20 protein-coding genes and 3 tRNA genes are annotated in these 20,701 nt (G+C 61.8%); 11 read left to right on the top strand and 12 right to left on the bottom strand.

What is annotated here, in order from left to right; genetic code table 11:
- Nucleotides 1-133: 133 nt before the first annotated feature.
- A complete protein-coding gene (locus AC07OO_RS04545) occupies nucleotides 134-3,991 on the top strand; it encodes a beta strand repeat-containing protein (RefSeq protein ID WP_495080856.1) in 3,858 nt (1,285 codons plus the stop codon).
- Nucleotides 3,992-4,002: 11 nt separating this feature from the next.
- Here the strand turns inward: AC07OO_RS04545 and AC07OO_RS04540 are convergent, their stop codons facing one another.
- On the bottom strand, nucleotides 4,003-4,383 hold the full coding sequence (locus AC07OO_RS04540; RefSeq protein ID WP_495080855.1) for a hypothetical protein: 381 nt from the start codon (nucleotides 4,381-4,383) through the stop codon (nucleotides 4,003-4,005).
- A 151-nt stretch (nucleotides 4,384-4,534) separates the two neighbouring features.
- On the opposite strand from AC07OO_RS04540, the gene AC07OO_RS04535 reads away from it, so the two are divergent.
- From AC07OO_RS04535 to AC07OO_RS04495, 9 genes are all read left to right on the top strand, one after another.
- The gene (locus tag AC07OO_RS04535; protein WP_495080854.1) at nucleotides 4,535-4,699 is read left to right on the top strand and encodes a hypothetical protein; all 165 of its coding nucleotides are present in this window, start codon (nucleotides 4,535-4,537) and stop codon (nucleotides 4,697-4,699) included.
- A gap of 405 nt (nucleotides 4,700-5,104) precedes the next feature.
- Nucleotides 5,105-5,187, top strand: a tRNA-Leu gene (locus AC07OO_RS04530).
- Between the two features lie 16 nt (nucleotides 5,188-5,203).
- Nucleotides 5,204-5,287, top strand: a tRNA-Cys gene (locus AC07OO_RS04525).
- Between the two features lie 19 nt (nucleotides 5,288-5,306).
- A tRNA-Pro gene (locus AC07OO_RS04520) sits at nucleotides 5,307-5,379 on the top strand.
- Nucleotides 5,380-5,407: 28 nt separating this feature from the next.
- A complete protein-coding gene (locus AC07OO_RS04515) occupies nucleotides 5,408-5,977 on the top strand; it encodes an HNH endonuclease (protein WP_495080853.1) in 570 nt (189 codons plus the stop codon).
- Between the two features lie 172 nt (nucleotides 5,978-6,149).
- Nucleotides 6,150-6,725 (top strand): DUF4124 domain-containing protein, encoded by a 576-nt coding sequence (locus AC07OO_RS04510; protein ID WP_495080852.1) that lies wholly within the window; start codon nucleotides 6,150-6,152, stop codon nucleotides 6,723-6,725.
- A gap of 47 nt (nucleotides 6,726-6,772) precedes the next feature.
- Complete coding sequence (locus tag AC07OO_RS04505; RefSeq protein ID WP_495080851.1) at nucleotides 6,773-7,096, top strand: hypothetical protein; 324 nt, start codon at nucleotides 6,773-6,775, stop codon at nucleotides 7,094-7,096.
- 99 nt (nucleotides 7,097-7,195) lie between these two features.
- Complete coding sequence (locus tag AC07OO_RS04500; RefSeq protein WP_495080850.1) at nucleotides 7,196-8,425, top strand: hypothetical protein; 1,230 nt, start codon at nucleotides 7,196-7,198, stop codon at nucleotides 8,423-8,425.
- Complete coding sequence (locus AC07OO_RS04495; RefSeq protein WP_495080849.1) at nucleotides 8,410-10,575, top strand: AAA family ATPase; 2,166 nt, start codon at nucleotides 8,410-8,412, stop codon at nucleotides 10,573-10,575. The genes AC07OO_RS04500 and AC07OO_RS04495 overlap by 16 nt, the downstream gene beginning before the upstream one ends.
- Nucleotides 10,576-10,585: 10 nt before the next feature.
- Here AC07OO_RS04495 and AC07OO_RS04490 read toward each other — a convergent pair whose 3' ends face one another.
- The 8 genes from AC07OO_RS04490 to AC07OO_RS04455 all read right to left on the bottom strand — a co-directional run bounded on the left by AC07OO_RS04490 (nucleotide 10,586) and on the right by AC07OO_RS04455 (nucleotide 16,919).
- Nucleotides 10,586-11,812, bottom strand: a complete 1,227-nt coding sequence (locus AC07OO_RS04490; protein ID WP_495080848.1) for a DUF1444 domain-containing protein — start codon at nucleotides 11,810-11,812, stop codon at nucleotides 10,586-10,588.
- Nucleotides 11,813-11,825: 13 nt separating this feature from the next.
- Nucleotides 11,826-12,530 carry a M15 family metallopeptidase gene (locus AC07OO_RS04485; protein WP_495080847.1) on the bottom strand — a complete coding sequence of 235 codons (705 nt, stop codon included), beginning with the start codon at nucleotides 12,528-12,530 and terminating at the stop codon, nucleotides 11,826-11,828.
- 79 nt (nucleotides 12,531-12,609) lie between these two features.
- On the bottom strand, nucleotides 12,610-13,050 hold the full coding sequence (locus AC07OO_RS04480) for a diguanylate cyclase domain-containing protein (protein WP_495080846.1): 441 nt from the start codon (nucleotides 13,048-13,050) through the stop codon (nucleotides 12,610-12,612).
- Complete coding sequence (locus AC07OO_RS04475) at nucleotides 13,043-13,273, bottom strand: hypothetical protein (protein ID WP_495080845.1); 231 nt, start codon at nucleotides 13,271-13,273, stop codon at nucleotides 13,043-13,045. Before AC07OO_RS04475 ends, AC07OO_RS04480 begins: the two co-directional genes overlap by 8 nt.
- A gap of 91 nt (nucleotides 13,274-13,364) precedes the next feature.
- Nucleotides 13,365-14,219: a tryptophan 2,3-dioxygenase gene (gene kynA / locus AC07OO_RS04470; protein WP_495081775.1), complete on the bottom strand. Its 855-nt coding sequence runs from the start codon at nucleotides 14,217-14,219 to the stop codon at nucleotides 13,365-13,367.
- 37 nt (nucleotides 14,220-14,256) lie between these two features.
- A complete protein-coding gene (gene kynU / locus AC07OO_RS04465; protein ID WP_495080844.1) occupies nucleotides 14,257-15,558 on the bottom strand; it encodes a kynureninase in 1,302 nt (433 codons plus the stop codon).
- 138 nt (nucleotides 15,559-15,696) lie between these two features.
- Entirely contained in the window at nucleotides 15,697-15,837 is a 141-nt protein-coding gene (locus AC07OO_RS04460; RefSeq protein ID WP_495080843.1) for a GNAT family N-acetyltransferase, read from the bottom strand.
- A gap of 56 nt (nucleotides 15,838-15,893) precedes the next feature.
- Complete coding sequence (locus AC07OO_RS04455; protein ID WP_495080842.1) at nucleotides 15,894-16,919, bottom strand: GlxA family transcriptional regulator; 1,026 nt, start codon at nucleotides 16,917-16,919, stop codon at nucleotides 15,894-15,896.
- A gap of 58 nt (nucleotides 16,920-16,977) precedes the next feature.
- Here AC07OO_RS04455 and AC07OO_RS04450 point away from each other — a divergent pair, with 58 nt between their 5' ends.
- Nucleotides 16,978-17,724, top strand: coding sequence for an MBL fold metallo-hydrolase (locus AC07OO_RS04450; RefSeq protein WP_495080841.1), 747 nt, complete (start codon nucleotides 16,978-16,980; stop codon nucleotides 17,722-17,724).
- Between the two features lie 61 nt (nucleotides 17,725-17,785).
- Here AC07OO_RS04450 and AC07OO_RS04445 read toward each other — a convergent pair whose 3' ends face one another.
- From AC07OO_RS04445 to AC07OO_RS04435, 3 genes are all read right to left on the bottom strand, one after another.
- On the bottom strand, nucleotides 17,786-19,048 hold the full coding sequence (locus AC07OO_RS04445; protein ID WP_495080840.1) for an RNA polymerase sigma factor: 1,263 nt from the start codon (nucleotides 19,046-19,048) through the stop codon (nucleotides 17,786-17,788).
- A complete protein-coding gene (locus AC07OO_RS04440) occupies nucleotides 19,036-19,383 on the bottom strand; it encodes a YciI family protein (RefSeq protein ID WP_495080839.1) in 348 nt (115 codons plus the stop codon). Before AC07OO_RS04440 ends, AC07OO_RS04445 begins: the two co-directional genes overlap by 13 nt.
- A gap of 67 nt (nucleotides 19,384-19,450) precedes the next feature.
- A complete protein-coding gene (locus AC07OO_RS04435; protein ID WP_495080838.1) occupies nucleotides 19,451-20,626 on the bottom strand; it encodes an acyltransferase family protein in 1,176 nt (391 codons plus the stop codon).
- Between the last annotated feature and the right edge of the window lie 75 nt (nucleotides 20,627-20,701).

The following is a 20,701-nucleotide window of genomic DNA, read 5'->3' as shown; positions in this document are numbered from 1 at the left end:
GCGGCTACTTTGGCGGATTGGGGGCTGCCAATTTCAGCAATAGTCGGTGTATATGTCTTTAGAGATAGTCGCAGTATGCTGCCTGTCGATGGCGGATCGACCATTGGGGCCGCGTAGGCCATAGGGAGTGAGCATGCCCATCACGACAGCCGACGGAAGCACCTTTTCCGATAGCCAGATAAAAGCCTTTTTTGCAGGCAAGCCAAGCCTGGGCGCCATCGCGCTGCAGGCGGGGGCGTTGGGCTTGAGTGTGGACCAGATCCAGCAGGCCTTTGCCATTGGTGGGCAGAGCGTGTCCACCGCGGACATTACCAGCTACGCATCGCAGAATGGCTACAGCTGGTCCGCCAGCGGCGGGCTGAACTTGCCCCCGGCGCTGCAGGGGGGGATGCGTTTTCTAGGCACCTACTACACGCCCCAGCAAATCAGCGATTTCTTCGCACAAGGCGGTGATCCGGTTCAGTTTGCCCAGCAGCAGTTGGGCTTGACCAGCACGATGGAAATCAATGCCGTGGTGGCGCAAGCCAGGTCTATCTCCGCCACCTGGGTGGCCAAAGAGGTGGCCGCGCTGACAACCGAGCAGATTGCAGCACTGACGACCGCACAGGTAGCCGCCGCCCGCACGGACCAGGTGGCAGCATTGAGCACCAGCCAGATCGCGGCGCTCTCAACATCGCAAGTAGCCGCCTTGCGGACCGACCAACTGGCTGCCATGACGGCCGAACAGGTGGCGGCGTTCTCCGCCGAGGACATTGCCGCTTTGTCTACAGCGGGTATTGCGGCCCTGGGTACGAAGCTGGTCAACCAGAGTCCGACGGCGGTGCCTGCGGCGACCACACAGATCCCGGCCAGCACCAGCCAGGCTAGCGCCGTTTTGACTACCGACCAGATTGCTGCACTGCCCACGGCCGTTATCGCGGCCTTGTCGCCTGCGAGCATTGCATCCATGTCGACGGAGCAATTCTGGGCCTTGACGACCAGCCAGGTGTCGGTGCTGAGCACCGACCAGATTCAGAACGGCGTGACACTGGTGCAGGTGGGCGTGCTGCGTACCGACCAGGCCGCTGCGCTCAGCCCCAGCCAGGCCGCCGCGTTGACCACGTCACAGCTGGGCACTTTGGCCACGCAAGACATCGTTGCGTTGACCACGGCGGCGGTGGGCGCGCTGACAACCAGCCAGGTCAACAAAGGGCTTTCCACCAGCCAGGTCGCTGCGCTGACTACGGACCAGGTCGTTGCGCTGCGCACCGACCAGGCCGCGGCGCTGGGAACGAGTCAAGTGGTCGCCTTGGGCACTGCCCAGTTGACCGCCATGGAAACCCGCGATCTGGCGGCGCTTAACACGGCCGCGGTGAGCGCACTGACCACCAGCCAGATCAGCCAGGTGCTCTCTACGGACCAGATTGCAGCCCTTGCCACTGCGCAGATCGCAGCGCTGACAACGGCGCAAGTCAACGCGGGCTTGACCACCCAGCAAATCGTGGCCCTGCGCACCGACCAGGCGGCTGCGCTCACGTCCAGCCAGGTAGCCGCGTTGGGCACTGCCCAACTGACCGTGATGGAGCCCCGTGATCTGGCGGCGCTTAACACGGCTGCCATTGGCGGGCTCACCACCAATCAGATCAGCCAGGTGCTCACAACAGACCGGATCGCGGCACTGACCACCGCCCAAGTCGCGGCGCTGACAACGGCCCAAGCCAGCGTGGGCTTGAGCACCCAGCAGGTGGTTGCTTTGCGCACTGACCAGGCCGCGGCACTCGGTAGCGGCCAAGTCGCAGCGCTGACGACCGACCAGGTGGCTGCCTTGGAAACCCAGGACCTGGCGGCGCTGAACACGGCAGCCGTGGGCGCGTTGACGACCAACCAGATCAGCCTGAGCCTGAGCACCGACCAGATCGTTGCGCTGCGCACGGACCAGGTGGCGGCGCTCGGTTCCGGGCAAATCGTTGCCTTGGGTACGGACCAGATCGCTGCGATGGAGACCCGCGATGTGGCTGCGTTGAGCACGTCGGCCGTGGGTGCGCTCACGACCAACCAGATCAGCCAGGGCTTCACCACCGACCAGGTTGCCGCGCTGACGACGGCCCAGGTGGCAGCGTTGAATACCGACCAGATCGCGGCCCTGCACACTACACAGATTGCCGCGTTGCAAACGGGGCAGGTGGCCGCACTCTCCACCGCGGGGGTCGCAGCCCTGCGGACAGACCAGGTCAGCGCGGGTTTGACAACAGACCAGATCGTTGCGCTGCGTACCGACCAGGTCGCGGTCCTCGGCTCAGGGCAGATCACCGTCTTGGGCAGCGACCAATTGGCTGCCATGGAAACGCGCGATGTGGCCGCGTTGAGCACCGCGGCGGTGGCAGCTTTGACCACCAGCCAAATCAATCAAGGGCTCACGACCGATCAGGTTGCTGCATTGACCACGGCGCAGGTGTTTGCGCTGGGTACTGACCAGGTCAGCGCCGGTTTGACGACCGACCAGGTTGTCGCGTTGCGCACCGATCAAGCCGCAGCCCTCGGTACCAGCCAGGTCGTGGCTTTGACGACCACCCAACTGGCCGCCATGGAAACCCGTGACCTCGCGGCATTGAGCACCAATGCCGTGGGCGCGCTGACAACCGACCAGATCAGCCAAGGCCTTTCAACCGACCAGGTTGCGGCGCTAACGACCCAGCAGGTTGTTGCTTTGAGCACCGACCAAGTGAGTGCGGGTGTGACCACCGACCAGGTGGGAGCCCTGCGAACGGACCAGGTCGCGGCTTTGACGACCAACCAGGTTGTTGCATTGCAGACGCAGCAGGTGGTCGCTTTGCGCACCGATGCCGTGGCCGCACTGACTACGGATGGCGCTGCCGCATTGGATACCCAGGACGTTGCTGCGTTGACCACCACCCAGGTGCAGGCGGGTATCACCACCGACCAGGTCGTTGCCCTGACCACCGACCAGATTTCGGCGCTGACGCCCACACAGGTGATGGCCCTGAACTCTGACCAGCTCGCGGCGATGTCGACTGACCAGACCGCCCACCTGGCCCTGGGCTCGCCTATCGTGCTGGACCTCAGCGGCACAGGCATCCACACGCAAAGCATCATCCAAGGCGTGCAGTTCGACATCTACGGCACGGGCCAGCAGGTCAGCACTGGCTGGGTTATGCCCGACAACGGCTTGCTGGTGATGGACCGCAACCGGGATGGCAGCATCAACGGCGGTGGAGAGCTGTTTGGTGTCGGCACTACCTTGTCCAGTGGACAAAAGGCCAGCAATGGCTACCAGGCCCTGGCGGAGCTGGACACGAACGGAGATGGACAAATCACTGCTGGAGACTCGGCCTTTTCTGACCTGATGGTGTGGGTGGATGGCAACTCGGACGGTGTGAGCTCGGCCGGTGAATTGCACAGCCTGGCATCGTTGAACATCTCGCAACTGGACTTGGGTGCGAAATCCACCTTTGTCGTGGATAGCGGCAATGTCATTGGCCTGTCGTCCAGCTACACCACGTCGGATGGTGCCAAGCGCGATATGGTCGACGTGTGGTTTACCACCAGTACGCCTACGACGGGCATGCCCGCGCCCGCGGCCGTGCCCGAGCTGCAATTGCCCACGTCGCCACCACTGCTGTCGTCAACGGTGGCAAACACCAGCAATGCTTCAATCGCACCGAGCGTGGCCACTGACTCTACGTTGTCGCAGGTGCCCAGCATGGTGGATGCTATGGCGTCGTTCATGGCGTCTGGGAACACTACAACAGTGTCAGCTCCGGGCCTTGAGCCTTTGAAGACTTCGCAGCCAACACAGGCGCAAACGCTTGCACCTGCCGCCTCTGGCGCAGACCTGCGGGGCATCGTCGATGCGATGCGGCAATTTGATGCCAACGGCCAATCTGCAATGGCTGGCAACACGCCGACCTTGTCTGCGCCCACCACAAGTCTGAATCTGACGACGACCCAGAATCGGGATGGCCATGCCACCCTGGCAAGCGGTTCTGGTTGAAGCCTTTGGCCCTAAGCAGCCGCGGCTTTGCTTGCCGTCGCAATGGCCTTTTTGAGTGCCAGCCGCCCTTGTTTGTCGCTGGCGCGCCAGGCTTTGCGGCAGGCATCAATGAACTTCTCCTCCATGGGGTCTGATGCGGTCTCTTCGTGGACCTCATCGAGCCAACCAGACGGTTTTCCCGTCTTGCTTTCTATCTGCTTGGCCAGGGTATCGCCCACCGTTCGCCCCGCCTTGATCTGGCTCCACAGGCTTGCAGAAATCTCAATGCTGGCAGCAAAAGCGCGCTCAAGACCCGAGGGTGCAACCCCTTGTGCAACCATGCGCGCAACAAAGGCCTGGTGCAAAGTGAGCAAGTTTCTCAAACGCAGTTGGTGGTGGGTGTGTGGTGCCATAGATACAACAGAAGTTGCAGAATTTTCGCATGGGTTGACAAGTGGAGTAAATTTAATTTACAGTTCAACCCATCGCAGCGATTCAGCGCCAGCTGGGCTGCAAACCAATTCAGATTAACCAGGCAAACATTTAGATAAGAGAGAGCACACCGTGATCAACCAATCCACATTCAGCACCAATCACCAGGCAGTTGCCTGTGGTGGTCTGCTGTGTGCATTGGTTTCGCTGGATCGTCTGCCGAGCGTCATTTCGAAGAAGCTCCCGCTGGCGAACTCCTTTGAAACATCGCTCAAACTGGGTGGAGGTGGCATGTAGCCCCTCCAGGTTGTTCGCAACCCAAAGCCCGGTTTCCGCAAGGAACCGGGCTTTTTGTTTTGGTGCTTACCTGATTGGTAAGCCCGCACCGGTCGCATCGTCGACCACCGTGTCAAGTTCATTAAAAATTCAATGTCATGTGATGGTGTGCTTCAACAACACCGTCCGAAGTGAAATGCGGGGCCGCAGCAAAACGCCTGTGCCCCGCCTCATTTCGTCAGTATTTGCAACTAAAGCCAATCGCGAGTCCACACCCCAAGGGACTTGGCTCAATGTGCCTACCGCCACCCGGTGGTAGTAGGTGCAGCGCAGGGGTGATGCGCTGTGAGTGCTGACGAAATGAGATTACGCCGAAACGCCATGGTTCCCTGCACCACAATGGCAAGCAGGATTCGGCGAGCTCATGCCCCGGTGGCTAATGGAAACCGGCACACCTACCTGCCTTAGAAGCAGGGCTTTTGCGAGTTCGACTCTCGCCTGGGGCACCAAGTATTTCGTATTTCTGCGCGGGTAGCCAAGTGGTCGAAGGCAACTGATTGCAAATCAGTCGAGTAATCCCCGTCGGTTCGAATCCGACCCCGCGCTCCATCTCATTCAATCTTCCCCGCTAGCTCAGCCTGGTCAGAGCACTTGCTTCGGGAGCAGGGAGCCCGAGGTTCGAATCCTCGTACACCGCCCCATTCATTCTCAGTGGACAAGGAGACGAACATGCAGATTTTGCAATTGGACATCCAGGGCTACCCTCAGGATTGGATATCGCCCCAACAGGCGGCCACCTACTACGCCACCGACTCGGTAGTCTGGACGGTGGGTGAGGTGTGCCAGACGCTGCGCGGGGGAACCAATGCGCGTTCCGGTTTGCAGTCGGTTCTGGACATCCATCCGATCCTGGCCGTCAACGGCGCCAGCAAGACCAATCTCTTTGATGTGGTTCCGTCGCTATCCAACGCCAAGCTGTTCAAGCGCGACCGCTACCAGTGCGCATACTGCGGTGCCAGCTACGGGCCATCTGGCGCAGGGCTGACACGGGAGCATATCTACCCACGGGCGCGTGGTGGTGATGACATATGGATCAACGTGGTCAGCGCGTGCCGTGGCTGCAATGCCCGTAAGGCCTGTCGCTCACCCGAAGAGGCGGGGATGCCCTTGCTGTTTGCACCCTATGTGCCCAGCGTCTTCGAAGACTTCTTGCTGGCTGGTCGCCATGTGCGTGGTGATGTCCATGCATGGTTGGCCAGCAGGGTTTCCAAGCAGTCGCGCTGGTATGCCAGTCATTGACCCTATTCCATTTCAACCCGGCCTTGCGCCGGGTTTTTTTATTGGACTTGCGAACTTGACATCTTGTCCACCGCTCCGCCAAGCCCGCCGGACAACTTGGGGGATGTGCTGGATGCCCATGCTGGCCAAAATTCGCAGCATTGATAGACACAGCGACTAACAGCCACGCCTCATGCCCCATATGCCAATGCGCCTCTCACCCTTCGCCATCCCCTTGGCGTGCTGGTTATCCCTCTTCGCCTCCACCGGCTTTGCCCAGCCGGTGTACAAGTGGGTAGATGCCGATGGCAAGACCCACTATGGGCAACAACCATCGGCTGGCGACAAAGCGGGTGAAGCTCTCAAGCTGCACAGCAATACTGGCTTCGGCGGTGACAACAACGCCAGGGCTCGCGCGGTGGAGTACAACGCCGACGGCACCAAGAAGATTCCGAAAGACGTGCAGGACATGGTCAAGGGATTGGAAAAAACGCTGAAGACGCCAGACTCCAAAACGGTGCAACTGGACTGCAGTGCTGCGGTCAGCAACGCGCAGGAGCAGGGCAATACCGCGTTGGAGGTGAGCGAAAAGAATCTGAGAGACGGCTATATCACGCAAGCTGACTTTGACAAGAATGCGGCCAATATCCGCCGCGCCATGGCTGCGACCAGTGTGGCGCACTGCCAGGCTTCCACCGGCGCAGACCGCAGTTTCTATCAGTGCATGTCCAATGGAAACAACCACTTTTCAGCCTGTACCCGGAAATAGCCGCCCACTCGGGCATCGCAATCAAGACCTATGAATGGAGAGTGAATATGTCAGAAGTACACATTGAAATGGACCCGCCCGTAGAGAAAAAGTCTTGGCTGGGCAAGCTGTTGAAGTGGGCCATCATGCTTATCGCATTGGTAGTGTTTGCCAACTTCATCTCAGGTTTGCGCTCGGACCAGAAGGAAAAATTCGTTCACACCGCCCGGGCCAATGCCGCGGCGCGTTGCCAAAATGACGCTGCCTGCCTGGCCACCTTGAACGCAAAATTCGCCCAGTGTCTGGAAGACCACTCCGATTCGCATAAAAGCGGCAAGTTCGGTCGAAAATACACGTTGGACGAACCCGGCTTCTACCAGTGCGTGCGTTGAAGCGGTATCTGCCATCATCTGGTTACGGTTCAACTTCAGAGTATTCCTTCTGTGCGCAGATTTGCGGCACAGCTAACCCAAGCATTGGATAGGCACGCGATGACGACCAGGGAATCCTTTCCCGACCTGCTGACCCTCTATATGCGGCGCATACGCGCCAGCGCATCCGGCGTGGCCACCGAGATTGGTCTGAGCCGCGAGGCGGTCAACAACTGGCGCAGCGGCGTCTCTTTGCCCAGCGCACGGTCGCGTGAGAAGCTGCTGTCATGCACACGCTATCTGCGGCTGACCGAAGTCGAAACCAACCGCCTGCTGGCCGCGGCGGACTTTGCGCCCGAATATCCGCTGCAAGCGGAGGCCGCTGGCGACAAGCCGTTTGCCGGCTTCATTGAGTCGATTTTTGCGCAACTGGCCCAGGCCATGCCCTATCCGATCAGTCTGTTGTTGTCGCAGGCGCACTGGGGGCAGCCGCCGTTTCGCGAGGCGCTGTTGCAGCGCGCCCGCGCGCAATACGGTGATGCATCGGTATTGCACATCCAGCCGCCTTACAGCGTGACCGCCGATAGCGGTGAATACTTCGCCGCTATCGCGCGCCAATGCGGCTTTGCCGATGTGTGCTCGGACTACGAATTTGAAGCCGCGCTGGAAAAGAAGCTCCTGTCCGGCTCGCGCCTGTTTTGCCTGGTGAGCCGATTCGAGCAGGGCACGCCCGCACTGCGCGAAACCCTGGCAGGCATCTTGCGCAGTTTGAGCGAAATGCACAGCGGCCGCTTGCACTTGCTGCTGTGCGGTGGCGAGGCGCTGGCCGACCTCAAATACCGCAGCGGTGATTTGTCTTTGCTCAATATCGCGCAGGTCAACCACTGGCCCGAGCTGACGGTGGCAGACATGGCGATCCTCGCCCAGCAGCGCTGGCCCGAAACGGACTGGTCTGCGCAGCAATTGAGCGAGGTGCTGGCCCACTGCGGTGGGCACCCCGCCTTGTTCGAAGAGGCCATGCAGTGGCTGGTTGAAAACGATGCGCCGGGTGCTGGCCCGGATGCTCAGGCGGTTGCGTTGCGCGCGCACTTGGCCGGCAGTGCCCGTCTGTGGCAAACCTTCCTCCCGCTGACCCAAGACGCTGCAACACAAGGCAAGCTGCGGGAATATTTGCAAGCCGATGACCTAGGCAGGGCGCGCCCCTACCTGCAAGACGAGCACCTGCGCCGCCTTTTCTGGGGCAACCTGGTCCATGTTCGCGGCGCCGGTGATCAGGCGCGCCTGCACTGGCGTTGTGACACCATTCGCAATGCAGGCCTCATGGTGCTGGATTCATGCTCCAGCAACTAAGACCACTGTTTTCCAACCGGGTCGTGCGCGCGGTACTCATCGCGCTGGTGACTCTGTTCGTTGGCAGCGCCTTGCTGACGCCCAGGCTCAACCCTGTGACGCGAGGATCATTGCAGGGCCGAGAGAACGCCTGGCAGGTGTGGGGCGAGATGACCAAGTGGCGGGTTGCGCTGATCCAGGCGCGTGACCAGGAAGACGGTTGGCCGCGGGACATCGGCAAGTACGCACCGCACAGTGCGGTCAGTTTCCTCACCGTCACGTCGCCCCAGCCCTATCGCCTGCTGGCTAGCGTTGCCAGCCAGCCGGAGCTGGGGTCAATAGCGGGCACCCAGGTGGTGTTCGACTTCAATCCCGTCAATTACGCCTGGACTTGCAGTGCGGGCAGGCCACCGTTTCCCCCTGGTCTATTGCCCATGCAATGCACAGACAACAGCAGCACCAAGCCCGACGAAGAGCCCTTTGGCTGGCTGCGCAAGCTGTACCTGGTGTGTGCGGTGGTCTTTGTCGGGGCCGCGGCATTGGTACTGTGGCGCCACCCTCTGTTGAGCCCGGCGCAACTGCGCCCGGAGCGCCTGCGGCGCACACCCATTGCCAGAATCCCCCGACTCGATCGGTTGTTGCGTCTGACGGGCAGACGCCAATCGACGTTGCAGGCGGCCGAAGTCTCCCTGGTGAATTGGCTGCGTGCGGTGCGGTTTGCCGATGCCAGCGACGCCGAGCGCGTCTCTATGATGGCCGGCCAAGTGGTGGCGCGCAGCAAGCCCAGTAGCGATTGGGCGATGCCCGGCGCGGTGTTTGAGTGGTTGTTTCCGGTAGACATGCCGGTGTCGTTGGACCGGTGCCTGGTCTATGCACCTGCGCCCGAATTGGACGAAGCCTCTTTGCTGCACCATCTGCGGGTCACGCAAACCGGTGCAGATGTGATGCTGGTGCTGAGCACGCATACGCCCGACACGCCCCAGTCTTTGTTGCAGGCCTATTGCGAAGACCGCTCCAATCTGACCGTGATGGTCGACGCCGCCAGCCAAGCCGAGTGGTTGCTCAGCAGCCAGCCTGTCTCGGTGTTCTTGCGCCTGCTCGCTGCGCAGTTGCGTGTGACCCGCATATCGCCCTACCAGACCCGCGGAGGGGTTACACGAGCCGGAGTGTTCTTCGGCCGCGACCAGTTGCTGGCACGCGTTGTCAATCGAGAACCCGCCAACTACCTGGTGGTGGGCGGGCGCCAGTTGGGCAAGAGCAGCCTGCTCAAGGCCGTACAGCGCCGTCTGGAGGGCCATCCCCATGTCATCTGCCACTATGTGTCTCTGCGCGACCACCGTTTGGCCCCGCGCTTGGCGCTGCAATTCGGTCTGGATGCCGGCATGCCGCTGGACGCCATCATCAGCCACCTGCAGGCTAGCTATGTTGGCAAGCGCCTCTTTCTGCTGATTGACGAGGCGGACTTGTTCTTCCGCGACGAGTCTCAGCACGGCTACCACCAACTGTCCGCACTACGCGCCTTGAGTGAAGAAGGGCGCTGCTGGTTCATGCTGGCAGGGTTCTGGGATTTGTACGCCACGGCCGTGCTGGATTACCAGTCGCCACTGCGTAATTTTGGCGAAGTGCTGACGATTGGTGGACTGGAAGCGACTGCCTGTACCGAGCTGGCCACGGTGCCGCTGTCGCGCCTGCGCTTGGGCTTTGCCAGCAACCGTCTGGTGGATCAGGTGGTGGAGGCCAGCGGTCGGCGTGCCAACCTAGTGGCGATCCTGTGCCACGAGTGCCTGGAGGCTTTGCAGCCTGGTGAACGGGCGATTGAGTCGCGCCACCTGGCGCAAGCCCTTGTGTCGCAGGCCGTGCAAGACGCATTGGCGGGCTGGGGGCGGCTGAGCCACGACGCAGCAGCCTGCCGCCTGGACCGCATCGTGGTCTACCACACGGCATTGCACGGGGCTACCAGCCTAGCCAATCTGGCAAGCCTGCTGGAGGACCATGGCGGCGCCCCGCAGCCCGACGCACTGCGCCGCGCGTTCGACCGTCTGCAACTGGCCTATGTACTCAAACGGGAGCAGGCGATCTATGTGTTTGCCATCCCGTTGTTTGCCAAGCAATTCGAACCCGAAGAAACCAGGCTGTTGCTGCGCCAAGAATTACTGGCTGCGCCAGCTTGATGGACGCCCCTCAGGCACCCAAGCTGGTCTGGTGTGACCGCAACACTTCGAGCATTTGCGCATCGGGAAAGCCTTTGACGTGGTAGCGCACAGGCAGTACGCCTGGCACTTCAGTCATCCACGGGGCCATGTGCTCGGCGGCGATCTTCCAGGGCACGATGAAGGTGTCGTGCGTGTCGCCCGGACCGAGCTTGGTAAACACGATGTATTGCGCCTCAGGAATCCACGCCTCTACACCCTCGGTCCAGCTCGCCGCAGAAAAAGCGAAACCGTCCCTCTCGTAGGCGAGAAAGGACGCAACGAAGATGTCACGCCCCTCTGCTTTGAGGCGGCTCTCCAGGTATCCCTTTTGCTGCTCGTAGCTGCCGATCTGTATGCGCGTGTGCATGTCCTTCTGCCGGGCCAAGACTTCGGGCGCAGTGGGTGTGTAAGGGAGCCACTTGCCGTCTTGCAGCTCCAGCATATGGGCCGAGGTCCAGCGTGAATTCTTCGCCATCAGGTCTTTGGCGGCCACAAATACCAGCATTTGCCCAACCAGACTGTTGGAGCTGGTGACCAGCAGGACACCCCGTGCCGGTATCAACACCACCGGATTGGCCGGCAGGTTGAGCCGGTAGATGAGGTCGGGCAGCAAGATACGGGAGCAATCGAACGAGTCGTTCCACGCGCCCATGAATGTGTCGGGCCCAATGGCCTGCCACTTGTCGGGAGAGATATCGCGCAGGTTCTGCAGGGCCTTGGCAAAGGCGTCCTCAAAACCAATATTCAAGGACTGCAGAATCTGGTCGGTGGCCTGCTGTGTCTGCTTGGGACTGTCGAGCACGATCAGGGCGATATGGTCGTCGCCCATCTTGCGGCTGCTGACCTCGTACTTGGCATCCTTGAAATTGCTCTCGATCTGCACTTTGGCAAACCAGGGGTTGGAGCGGTCGCGTATGACTGGTAGTAGCGTGTCGGTATTTTCAACCTTGGCGCTCTGCGCCTCAACGCCTTTGATGCGCATGTCCACCATTTCGCGTGGCAGGGCGCCGCGGCTGAACCGGGGTGCGCGGCAGTAGTCTGCATAGAAGTGGGATAAAAACATAAATCCCCCTCCGTCCTGCGGCCCCAGGTCAATGGCAAATTGCTGCGCGTCATAGCGGGGGCTGGGAAAGCCCCGGTCTTTGAATGCCTTCACGATGCGAGCCGCAAATGCGTCCTTGGAGACGTGTCCGGTGATGAAGTCAGGGAGTTTCATGGCGCACATTCTCTCAGGGGGCAACGATGGGCCGTTGCGCGTCCGGGCTCACATAGTTGAGGATATGTTTTTCGTAAATGGAAGGGATCAATTCCAGAGCGATGTCCTTCGCGCAGATATCTGCGGCCCTGGTCACTTGGGTGAGGAGGTCGACCGAGACCGACTTGATGGCTTCCATCGACGCGGCCGCGTAGCTGAGATGCCAGGGCTCTGGATACATCCCGCCCACAAAATAGTTGTAGGGCCTGAAGAACCCGAATCTCGCGATGTTCTGGTCGAGCCAAAGGTGCAGATCCCTGAAGACTCCACCGATTGCTGTCTCTTCGGGCAGAAGCTTGGGGGTGTAACCTGCGGCGACCACGTTGCCTTCGACCACGTCAATCTCGGTCCCCCATTGGTGCCGGCTGCCACCCGGCAGTGCAGACCAATGCAGGATGCCTTCAACAATCTCGCGCGCGGTGAGTGCGTTGAAGTCCCGGACGTTTCCATCCAGGTCGTACAGCGGCTTCTTTCCAGTGAACTTCAGGTTCCAGATCCGCAGTTGGGTTTCATAGTCGCGATAGGTGCTGAAGGGTTGGAGATCAAATCCATCCAGGGTCGCAGCAGCACGCATCGCGAGAAAGGCATGTGCCACCTCGGGTTGGGCGGCAAATCGGGGTGTCAGAATTTGGACAACATGCGTCCTGGAGCGGCCGGTTACTTCGAATTCGTTGAGCATGATCGGCAGTTGGTGCAAGCAAAATGACTCGGAAACACTCTCGCGAAAGGGGTAAGGCGGCTCGTCCAAGCGCCAGGCTCTAAGCCAGCGGCATCAAGCCCGACGTCTTGCAGGTGTACATGGCCTGGTCCGCCACTTCCAGAATGTCACCCAAGTTGTCGCCGTCTTTGGGGTACCAAGCATAGCCCACACTCGCGCCTACGGCCACGGTGTCACCGGAGTCCAACACCAGGTTCTGCGATACCACGTCCACCAGTTTGTGGCCCAGTGCCTCCAGTTGCGCGCGCTCGGTGATGGACTCTACGATCAAAGCGAACTCGTCTCCACCCAGCCGCGCCACAGTGTCCGACTCGCGGACGATAGACACCAAGCGCTGACCCACGGTGATCAGGACCTTGTCGCCCGCTGCGTGGCCGTAGGTGTCGTTGATGGATTTGAACTTGTTCAGGTCCAGCATCAGCACGGCAAACTTCTTTTTGTTGCGCCGCGCGTGGCGCATGGCTACCTCGAACCTATCCATCAGCAGGAGCCGATTTGCCAGCCCAGTCAAGGGATCTAGGAAAGCACTTTTCCTCAGGGCGCGTTCGGCATCCTTCAATTTGAATAGATATTTCTTCAGCTTGGTATTCTTTGCCATGATTCGCCGCAGTTGCAAGCCCAAATACAGGGCAAGCAGCGCCAATAACAAAGACAGTGCCGCAAAGAAATAAGGTGAGGAGAAATGCTGCATGGTGTGCAAGCATTCTGGGCTCAGCGTGTTGCGTTTTCTACCGTCGGAACACTCTTTTACAAAGACAAGGCGCCGCGCTCAAGCCGCTAGGGGGGTCGTTTTCTCTATAGCTCTGTCCGCAGCGACCAGATTTCTGGGAACAGTACCACGTCCAGCATCTTGCGCAGATAACTCACACCGCCGGTGCCGCCGGTGCCGCGCTTGAAGCCGATGACACGTTCCACGGTCGTCACATGGCGGAAGCGCCACAGGCGGAAGGCGTCTTCCAGATCCGTCAACTCCTCGCCCAACTGGTACAGGTCCCAATTGGCTTCGGGCTTGCGGTAGACCTGCAGCCAGGCTTCTTCCACCGCTTTGCTGGCCACATAGGGCTGCGACCAGTCGCGCTGTGTGTGCGACGCGGGCACGGCCAGGCCGCGGCGGGCCATCAGGCGCAGGGCCTCGTCGTACAGCGAAGGCGCCACGTAGGCAGCCTGCACCAGGGCCAGGCGCTCGGGCGCATGGGCGTGGGGCTTGAGCATGGCGGCGTTCTTGTTGCCCATCGCGAATTCGATGCAGCGGTACTGAAAGCTCTGGAAGCCGCTGCTCTGGCCCAGGTAGGGGCGCATGGCGCTGTATTCGGGCGGCGTCATCGTGCCCAGCACATCCCAGGCGTGGACCAGTTGCTCCATGATCTTGCTGACGCGGGCCAGCATCTTGAAGGCAGGCGGCAGGTCGTCCTGTGCGATGTGGCGGATGGCGGCGGTCAGCTCGTGCAGCATCAGCTTCATCCACAGCTCGCTGGTCTGGTGCTGGATGATGAACAGCATCTCATCGTGGGTAGGCGACAGCGGCTTCTGCGCCGACAGGATGGTGTCGATGTTCAGGTAGTCGCCATAGCTCATGCTTTTGCTGAAGTCGAGCTGGGCTTTTTCTTCGGCAACGATGGCCTCGCCGGCAGAGGGCGTGGCTGCGTGCATGGGGCAGCCGGAAGGTGGGTTGTTGGTATTGCTCATGTCAGGTTACCGCATGCTTCTGGTTGAACTCGGGCTTCTTCCACTCGTCGGTTTCCAGCACCTGGCGCAGATGCTCGACCGCGTTCCACACGTCTTCGTACCCCACATACAGCGGCGTGAAACCAAAGCGCAGGATGTCCTTGTGGATGCCACCATCACCGGCGCGGAAGTCACCAATCACACCACGTGCGATCAAGGCTTGCACGATGGCGAAGGCGCCCGAGCCCAGTGCGCCACCGGCGTCGTGTTCACGGGTCAGGCAAACCTGGGATCCGCGCTTGTTGTGCTCCCGCGGCGTGGCCAGGCCAATGCCATAGCCCTGGCAACGCTCTTCCACCAGCTGGATATACAAATCGGTCAGCGCCAGTGACTTGGCGCGCAGTGCCGCCATGCCGCCATGCGGTTCGGCTGCGGCAAAGCCATCCAGCCCGCATTCCAGCAGCGACAGGCTGACAACAGGTTGTGTGCCGCACAGGTAACGCGTGATGCCGCCAGCGGGCTGGTAGTCCGGCGTGAATGCAAACGGCGCGGCATGGCCGAACCAGCCAGACAGCGGCTGCCAGCAACGGTCGGTGTGGCGTGGGTGCACCCACACAAAGGCCGGCGCGCCGGGGCCTCCGTTGAGGTATTTGTAGCTGCAGCCCACCGCGAAGTCGGCATCCGCGGCCTTCAGCGCGACCGGCACTGCGCCCACGCTGTGGCACAGGTCCCACAACATCAGCGCACCGGCTTTGTGGGCGGCGGCGGTGACGGCGGGCATGTCGTGCATGGCGCCGGTGCGGTAGTTCACATGGGTCAGCATCAGCACGGCCAGGTCGCTGTTGATGTGGGCGGCGATCTCGTCGGGCTCCACCAGTTTCAGCGTGCAGTTGTATTGTTTGCACAGGCTTTGCGCGATGTACAGGTCGGTGGGGAAATTGCTGCGCTCGCTGACCACCACGCGGCGCTGGGGTGCGTCGGTGGTGGAGATGTTCAGCGCGGCGCTCAGCGCCTTGTAGAGGTTGATGGAGGTGGTGTCGGTGACGACCACTTCGCCGTCACCTGCACCAATCAGGTGGGCGATCTTGTTGCCCAGCTTGTGCGGCAGGTTGACCCAGCCGGCGGTGTTCCACGAGCGGATCAGGCCCTGACCCCATTCGTTGGCTACCACTTCGGCGGCGCGGGCCGTGGCGGCTTTGGGCATCACGCCCAGTGAATTTCCGTCCAGGTAGATGACGCCGGGCGGGATGGTGAACAAGTCGCGCAGGCCGCGCAAGGGGTCGGCCGCGTCGCGTTGCTGGCAGTCGTGCAGGGTGATAGTCATGGTGTTTCTCAGCTCTGATTTAGCTCTGGTTTGCAAGGGATGCGCAAAGTTAACACCGGGCAAAAAGTCGTGGTGTCGGTTATTTCCAACAGCACAAAAAATACTTTAGACCTAAACCATTGATTTGTCCAGGCGCGGTCATGCGCTGCGGACAAACTCCGCGTTATCGACCGGCACGCCGCGGATCGTGTCGTTGCCGGGAATGATGCGGTTGAACACAAAGCCGGCTTTTTCGAGCACCCGGGTGGATGCGGTGTTGCCCACCGTCACCGTGGCCACGGAATATGCAGTGCGGCGCAGAGTTGGTGGGCGAAATCGGCTTGCAGCGGGGCATGCTAGCCCCCGCGGCGACGGTAGCGTGCCGGGGATTCGCCCACCCAGCGCACAAACAGGCGGCTGAAGGAGGCCGTGTCGGCATAACCCACCGCTTCAATGATGCGCGCCAGACTCCAGCGTGTGGTGTGCAGTAGTTGTTTGGCTTTCTCCACACGCGCCTTTTGGAGCAGGGCCAGCGGCGTGTGGCCGGTGTCGGCTTTGACACGCCGCATCAGCGTGCTGCTGCTGATGCAAAAGGCCTGGGCCATCTGCGCCAAGTGGAAGGGTTTAGCCAACCGCGCATCCAGCCACTGCGCCACCTGCTGCGCGAACGGGGTTAGCTTTGGGTCCATCAAATCTGCGTCGAGAAAAGGGGACTGGCTCGCGCGCTGGTCTGGCAACAGGCAGACGCGTGCGGTGGCTGTGGCAACCGCAGCGCCCAGTGTGCGCTTGACGAGGTGGATGGCAAGATCAAAGGCGGAGCTGACCGCGCCGGTCGTGGTGATGCCGGCGTCTTCCCGCAACACCGATGCGGCGTCCAATGCCATCGCCGGGTAGCGCTGGGCTAGCGTTGGTGCAAACAACCAGGCCGTCGTGGCCTTGCGGCCGTCCAGCAGTCCCGCTTCACCCAGCAGGAATGCGCCCACACACACCGCCGCCACGGGCGTGCCGGCGGCAAAGGTTCTGCGGATGAAGGCCAGTTCAGGTTTCAACGGAGCCAGCGCCGCATCCCAATCCACGTGGCGGCTGATCTCCAGGCCCGGCACGATGAGCAGGTCGAAGTGGCCGGCAGGCTTGTGCGTGGCGATGGTGTTGCCGCCGGCGATGGTGACCAGGCGCTGGCGCAGACCGATAACCTGGATGTCAAAAGGAGTTGCTGTGTGGGTGCCCAACTGCGTGCTGGCGATATCGGCGGCCAGTCGCAACACCTCCGCCAGGCCGAACACCTGTGTGCCCATGCAACCGGCATAGGCCAGTAGGGCGATGCGCAGCGGGCGGCGCTGGACCTTGGTTTTGGACGAAGTGGATTTGATGATATTGACCATAAATCAGCGGATATCAGCATGGTAGCGTTTGGCGCGTGAGGTCAACAATTCCTGCACTATGCAAACACCCCACATCACCCGTATTTCCATCCTGCCCTTTGGCATGGTCAACTGTCACTTGCTTACGGGCGCGCACGGCTGCGTGCTGGTCGACGCAGGCCTGCCCGGCTCGGAACACAAGATAGCGCGCGCCCTCAAGCAGCAGGGCCTGGGATGGAGCGACATCCGGCTTATCGTCATCACCCACGCCCATGTGGACCACGCGGGCAGCGCCGCCCGCCTGCGCGAACTGAGCGGCGCACCCATCGTCGCGCACGCGGGCGATCTGGACTACTACCAGCAGAAAAAGCCGATGCGGTTTTGCGCCACCGGCTGGTTTGGCCGCCTGTTCCTGCGCATGGGTTTGATACTGCAGCCCTACACGCCGTTCACGCCAGACTTGTTATTGCAAACCGATGAAGCGCTGGACCTGTCGCCGTATGGATTGCAGGGCTCGATGCGGCACACGCCGGGCCACACGGCCGGGTCTCTATCCGTGCAGCTGGCCGGTGGTGATGCCATGGTGGGTGACCTGCTGGCCTCGGGCATCCTGCTGGGCGGCATCGTGCGCACGGGTCAGGCCATGCGCCCGCCATTCGAGGATGACCCGCATGCGGTGGCCGATGTGCTGCAGGCTATGGTGGACGCCGGCACGCAGCGCTTTTACATGGGCCACGGCGGGCCGCTACCAGCGCAAGAGGTCGCGCGCCACGTGCATGCGCTGCGCAGGCTGCCGGTGCGGCAGGGCGTGGAGACCTGCTGCTAGTCTGCCAAAAGACTAAATATTGCTATTGCTTTGGTAGCTGCTTAGGACCGTCCCACGAGGGCTACAGCCCATTTCGCTGTTGTTGCAAATAGCGCCGCACCGCAGGGTCCAGCTCCAATCCAATCGCCTGCGCGTAGGCCGCATCGGCCGCATCCCGTGCGCCGCTGCGCGCCAGCAGGTGGGCACGTGCGGCCCAGTAGGGTTGGTAGCTGGCCAGGTGCGGGTCCTCGGCCACGCCGTCCAGAATCTCCAGGCCCTTGGCTGCACCCTCGCACTCGGCCACCGCCACGGCGCGGTTGATCTCCACCACCGGTGAGCCGGTCAGCTCGGCCAGCGCGCCATAGAGTTGGGCAATGGCGGGCCAGTCGGTGTGGCCGGTGTGGCGGCGTATCACATGGGCGGACTGCACAGCAGCCTCCAGCTGGAAGCGGCCGATGGCACGCAGTGCGCTGGCTTGGTGCAGCAGGCGTTCGGCCTCGTCGATGAGGGCCGTGTCCCACAGCTTGGGGTCTTGTTGCGCCAGCGGGATGTAGGCGCCAGTGCGGGCATCGCGCCGCGCGCCGCGCCTTGCGTGGGCATGCAGCATCAGCGCCAACATGCCTATGGCTTCGGGTTCATGGGGGAGTAGCGCTGCGACGAGCTGGCCGAGCCAGATGCCCTCGTCGCTGAGGTTGTGGTGGCGCGGGTCCAGGCCGGCGGGGTCGGACCACCCTTGGGTGAAGGCCGCGTAGATGGCCTCCAGCACGGTGTCCAGGCGCTCGGGCAGGTCCTCACGCTCGGGCAGTTTGAACGGAATGCCGGCCTGTTTGATCTTGGTCTTGGCACGCGATAGGCGTTGGCCCATGGTGGTGGGCGGCACGAGGAAGGCGGAAGCAATCGCTGCGGCATCCAGGCCCAGCACGGTTTGCAGCATCAGCGGTGCGCGCACGCCGCGCTCGATGGCGGGGTGGGCGCAGGCGAACAGCAGGGCCAGGCGGTCGTCTGGGATCTCGCGGTCCTCTGCGTCGTCCTTGTCTTCGGTGGATACCGGGGAGAGCAGCAGCAGGTCGTCGGTGGCCGCGTCGCTGGTGGCGGTGCGGCGCTGGACGTCAATAGCCTGGCGTTTGGCTACGGCCATCAGCCAGGCCTCGGGGCTGGCGGGCACGCCTTGCACCGGCCATTGCTGCAGTGCGGCCTCGAACGCGGCAGACAACGCGTCCTGCGCCGCCGCTACATCGTGGGTGCGCCGGCTTAGAAACGCGACCAGCTTGCCGTAGCTATGGCGGGCCGCGGCTTCGGCCGCGCGCTGCGCCGCGTCCAGGCTGGTGGGTGCTACATCGCCCAAATCGGCCGCACCTCGATCGTGCCGTAAACCGAGCTGGGGCAGCGCGCGGCCCATTGCAGCGCAGCGTCCAGGTCGGGCACGTCGATGACGTAGTAGCCGCCCAGTTGCTCCTGCGTGTCGGCATAGGGGCCGTTCAGCACTTCGGATTTGCCATTGCGCACGCGCACGGATGTGGCGTCCGTCGTGGGGCGCAGGCGCTCGCCGCCGCGCATGACGCCAGCCTTGACCAGGGCCTCGGTGTAGGCGCCGTAGGCCTGCATGATGGTGCCCATTTCGGCGGGGGGCATGGCATTCTCGGCGGCTTCACTGGCGTAGATCATCAACAGGTATTGCATGGAAAGACTCCTTGGTTTCAGGGTGTTGTGATGTGGCAAACGCTGCATCTACACCATGACGTTTGAGTCATGCAGATTTCGACAAATGGGGCAAAAATATTTTCGGCTTCAGCCCAAATAGCGGCCGCAACCAGCCCACGCGCATTACCAGGCCCGATGTCAGCGCCCAGCAGCCGAGCACGGTCCCGGTTCCGATAAGCAGTGGCTCGGCCATCGGCCCCAGTTGCAGCGGCACCAGCCAGTAGGCCAGCAGCACGATGAGGCTTTGGTGCAGGATGTACCAGGGATAGACGGACTCGGTGGCCCACGGCAGCCAGCTAAATGGTCGGTTCAGCAGGGCATGGCCCCAGCCCAGGATCGCGCACAGCGTGGCCCAGACATAGATATTGCGCAGCGTCCAGATCAGCCATTGCATGACGGTGGAAATCTCCTCCTTGGCCTTGAACGACAGAACCGAAGCTAGGTAGGCGGCACCGCAGGCCAGGGCCAGACCCAATGCAATTTTGCGCAGGCGCAGTAGTTCGGCCCACAGCGCGTCGGACCGGGCCAGGCACCAGCCGTAGACAAAGACCGTGAAGTACACGGGGTGCAGGTACCAGTCGTGGATGAGGTCGTTGGTGCCGGGGAAACGCTCCTGCAGCAGTACGGTGTAGAGCATCAACGGGAGCGCGGGCAGCACCAGCAGGCGGGCGCCGCGTAGGCCAGTGAAGGCGGCCAGCAGGCGCTGGCCCGGGCGCGTGCTGAACAGCGGTTGCAGCGTAACCAGCACCCACGTGTAGCACAGCAGGTAGGCCAGGTACCACAGGTGGTTCCAGGTGTAGCCGTGTTGCCAGCCGGCAAATGCGTGCTCGGGCCAGGCGGCCGCGGTGTAGTAGCGCGCCAAGAAATTCACAAAACCAGGCTGCACCACCCCATGGGTCACGCCCTCGGCATAGGGCTGGATGGGAACGATGACCACGATGCCAAAGGCCAGCGGAAGCAGCAGGCGCCAGTTGCGCTGGCGCAAAAAGCTGCCGAGGCGGGTGTTTCGCAGCATGAACGCCGTGGAGATGCCGGAGACCAGAAAGATCAGGTCCATGCGCCAGCGGTTGAGCATCAGCATCGGTATCTGCAGCGCCTCGGACAGGTAGCTGCTTTTGACATGCCAACCCCATTCGGTGACATACAGCATGCCCAGGTGGTACAGGATCAGCAGGCCAAAAGCCAGGGCGCGCAGGGCGTCGATATCGTGGCGGCGGTTCATGGATGGCGGTTGGGTGGAAGTTGAAAACGGCCGCCAGATTAGGTGGACCGGGGCTTTTGGTGGGTAAAAAGGGAC

The organism is Rhodoferax sp. GW821-FHT07G04 (assembly GCF_059418585.1).
This window is presented reverse-complemented; position numbering and strand designations above follow the sequence as displayed.

Bases quoted from the DNA above. Each gene is read 5' to 3' on its own strand.
- AC07OO_RS04545 (WP_495080856.1), top strand. From the start codon at position 134: ATGCCCATCACGACAGCCGACGGAAGCACCTTTTCCGATAGCCAGATA.
- AC07OO_RS04540 (WP_495080855.1), bottom strand. From the start codon at position 4,383: ATGGCACCACACACCCACCACCAACTGCGTTTGAGAAACTTGCTCACT.
- AC07OO_RS04515 (WP_495080853.1), top strand. From the start codon at position 5,408: ATGCAGATTTTGCAATTGGACATCCAGGGCTACCCTCAGGATTGGATA.
- AC07OO_RS04510 (WP_495080852.1), top strand. From the start codon at position 6,150: ATGCCCCATATGCCAATGCGCCTCTCACCCTTCGCCATCCCCTTGGCG.
- AC07OO_RS04505 (WP_495080851.1), top strand. From the start codon at position 6,773: ATGTCAGAAGTACACATTGAAATGGACCCGCCCGTAGAGAAAAAGTCT.
- AC07OO_RS04500 (WP_495080850.1), top strand. From the start codon at position 7,196: ATGACGACCAGGGAATCCTTTCCCGACCTGCTGACCCTCTATATGCGG.
- AC07OO_RS04495 (WP_495080849.1), top strand. From the start codon at position 8,410: ATGCTCCAGCAACTAAGACCACTGTTTTCCAACCGGGTCGTGCGCGCG.
- AC07OO_RS04490 (WP_495080848.1), bottom strand. From the start codon at position 11,812: ATGAAACTCCCTGACTTCATCACCGGACACGTCTCCAAGGACGCATTT.
- AC07OO_RS04485 (WP_495080847.1), bottom strand. From the start codon at position 12,530: ATGCTCAACGAATTCGAAGTAACCGGCCGCTCCAGGACGCATGTTGTC.
- AC07OO_RS04480 (WP_495080846.1), bottom strand. From the start codon at position 13,050: ATGGATAGGTTCGAGGTAGCCATGCGCCACGCGCGGCGCAACAAAAAG.
- AC07OO_RS04475 (WP_495080845.1), bottom strand. From the start codon at position 13,273: ATGCTTGCACACCATGCAGCATTTCTCCTCACCTTATTTCTTTGCGGC.
- kynA (WP_495081775.1), bottom strand. From the start codon at position 14,219: ATGCACGCAGCCACGCCCTCTGCCGGCGAGGCCATCGTTGCCGAAGAA.
- kynU (WP_495080844.1), bottom strand. From the start codon at position 15,558: ATGACTATCACCCTGCACGACTGCCAGCAACGCGACGCGGCCGACCCC.
- AC07OO_RS04455 (WP_495080842.1), bottom strand. From the start codon at position 16,919: ATGGTCAATATCATCAAATCCACTTCGTCCAAAACCAAGGTCCAGCGC.
- AC07OO_RS04450 (WP_495080841.1), top strand. From the start codon at position 16,978: ATGCAAACACCCCACATCACCCGTATTTCCATCCTGCCCTTTGGCATG.
- AC07OO_RS04440 (WP_495080839.1), bottom strand. From the start codon at position 19,383: ATGCAATACCTGTTGATGATCTACGCCAGTGAAGCCGCCGAGAATGCC.
- AC07OO_RS04435 (WP_495080838.1), bottom strand. From the start codon at position 20,626: ATGAACCGCCGCCACGATATCGACGCCCTGCGCGCCCTGGCTTTTGGC.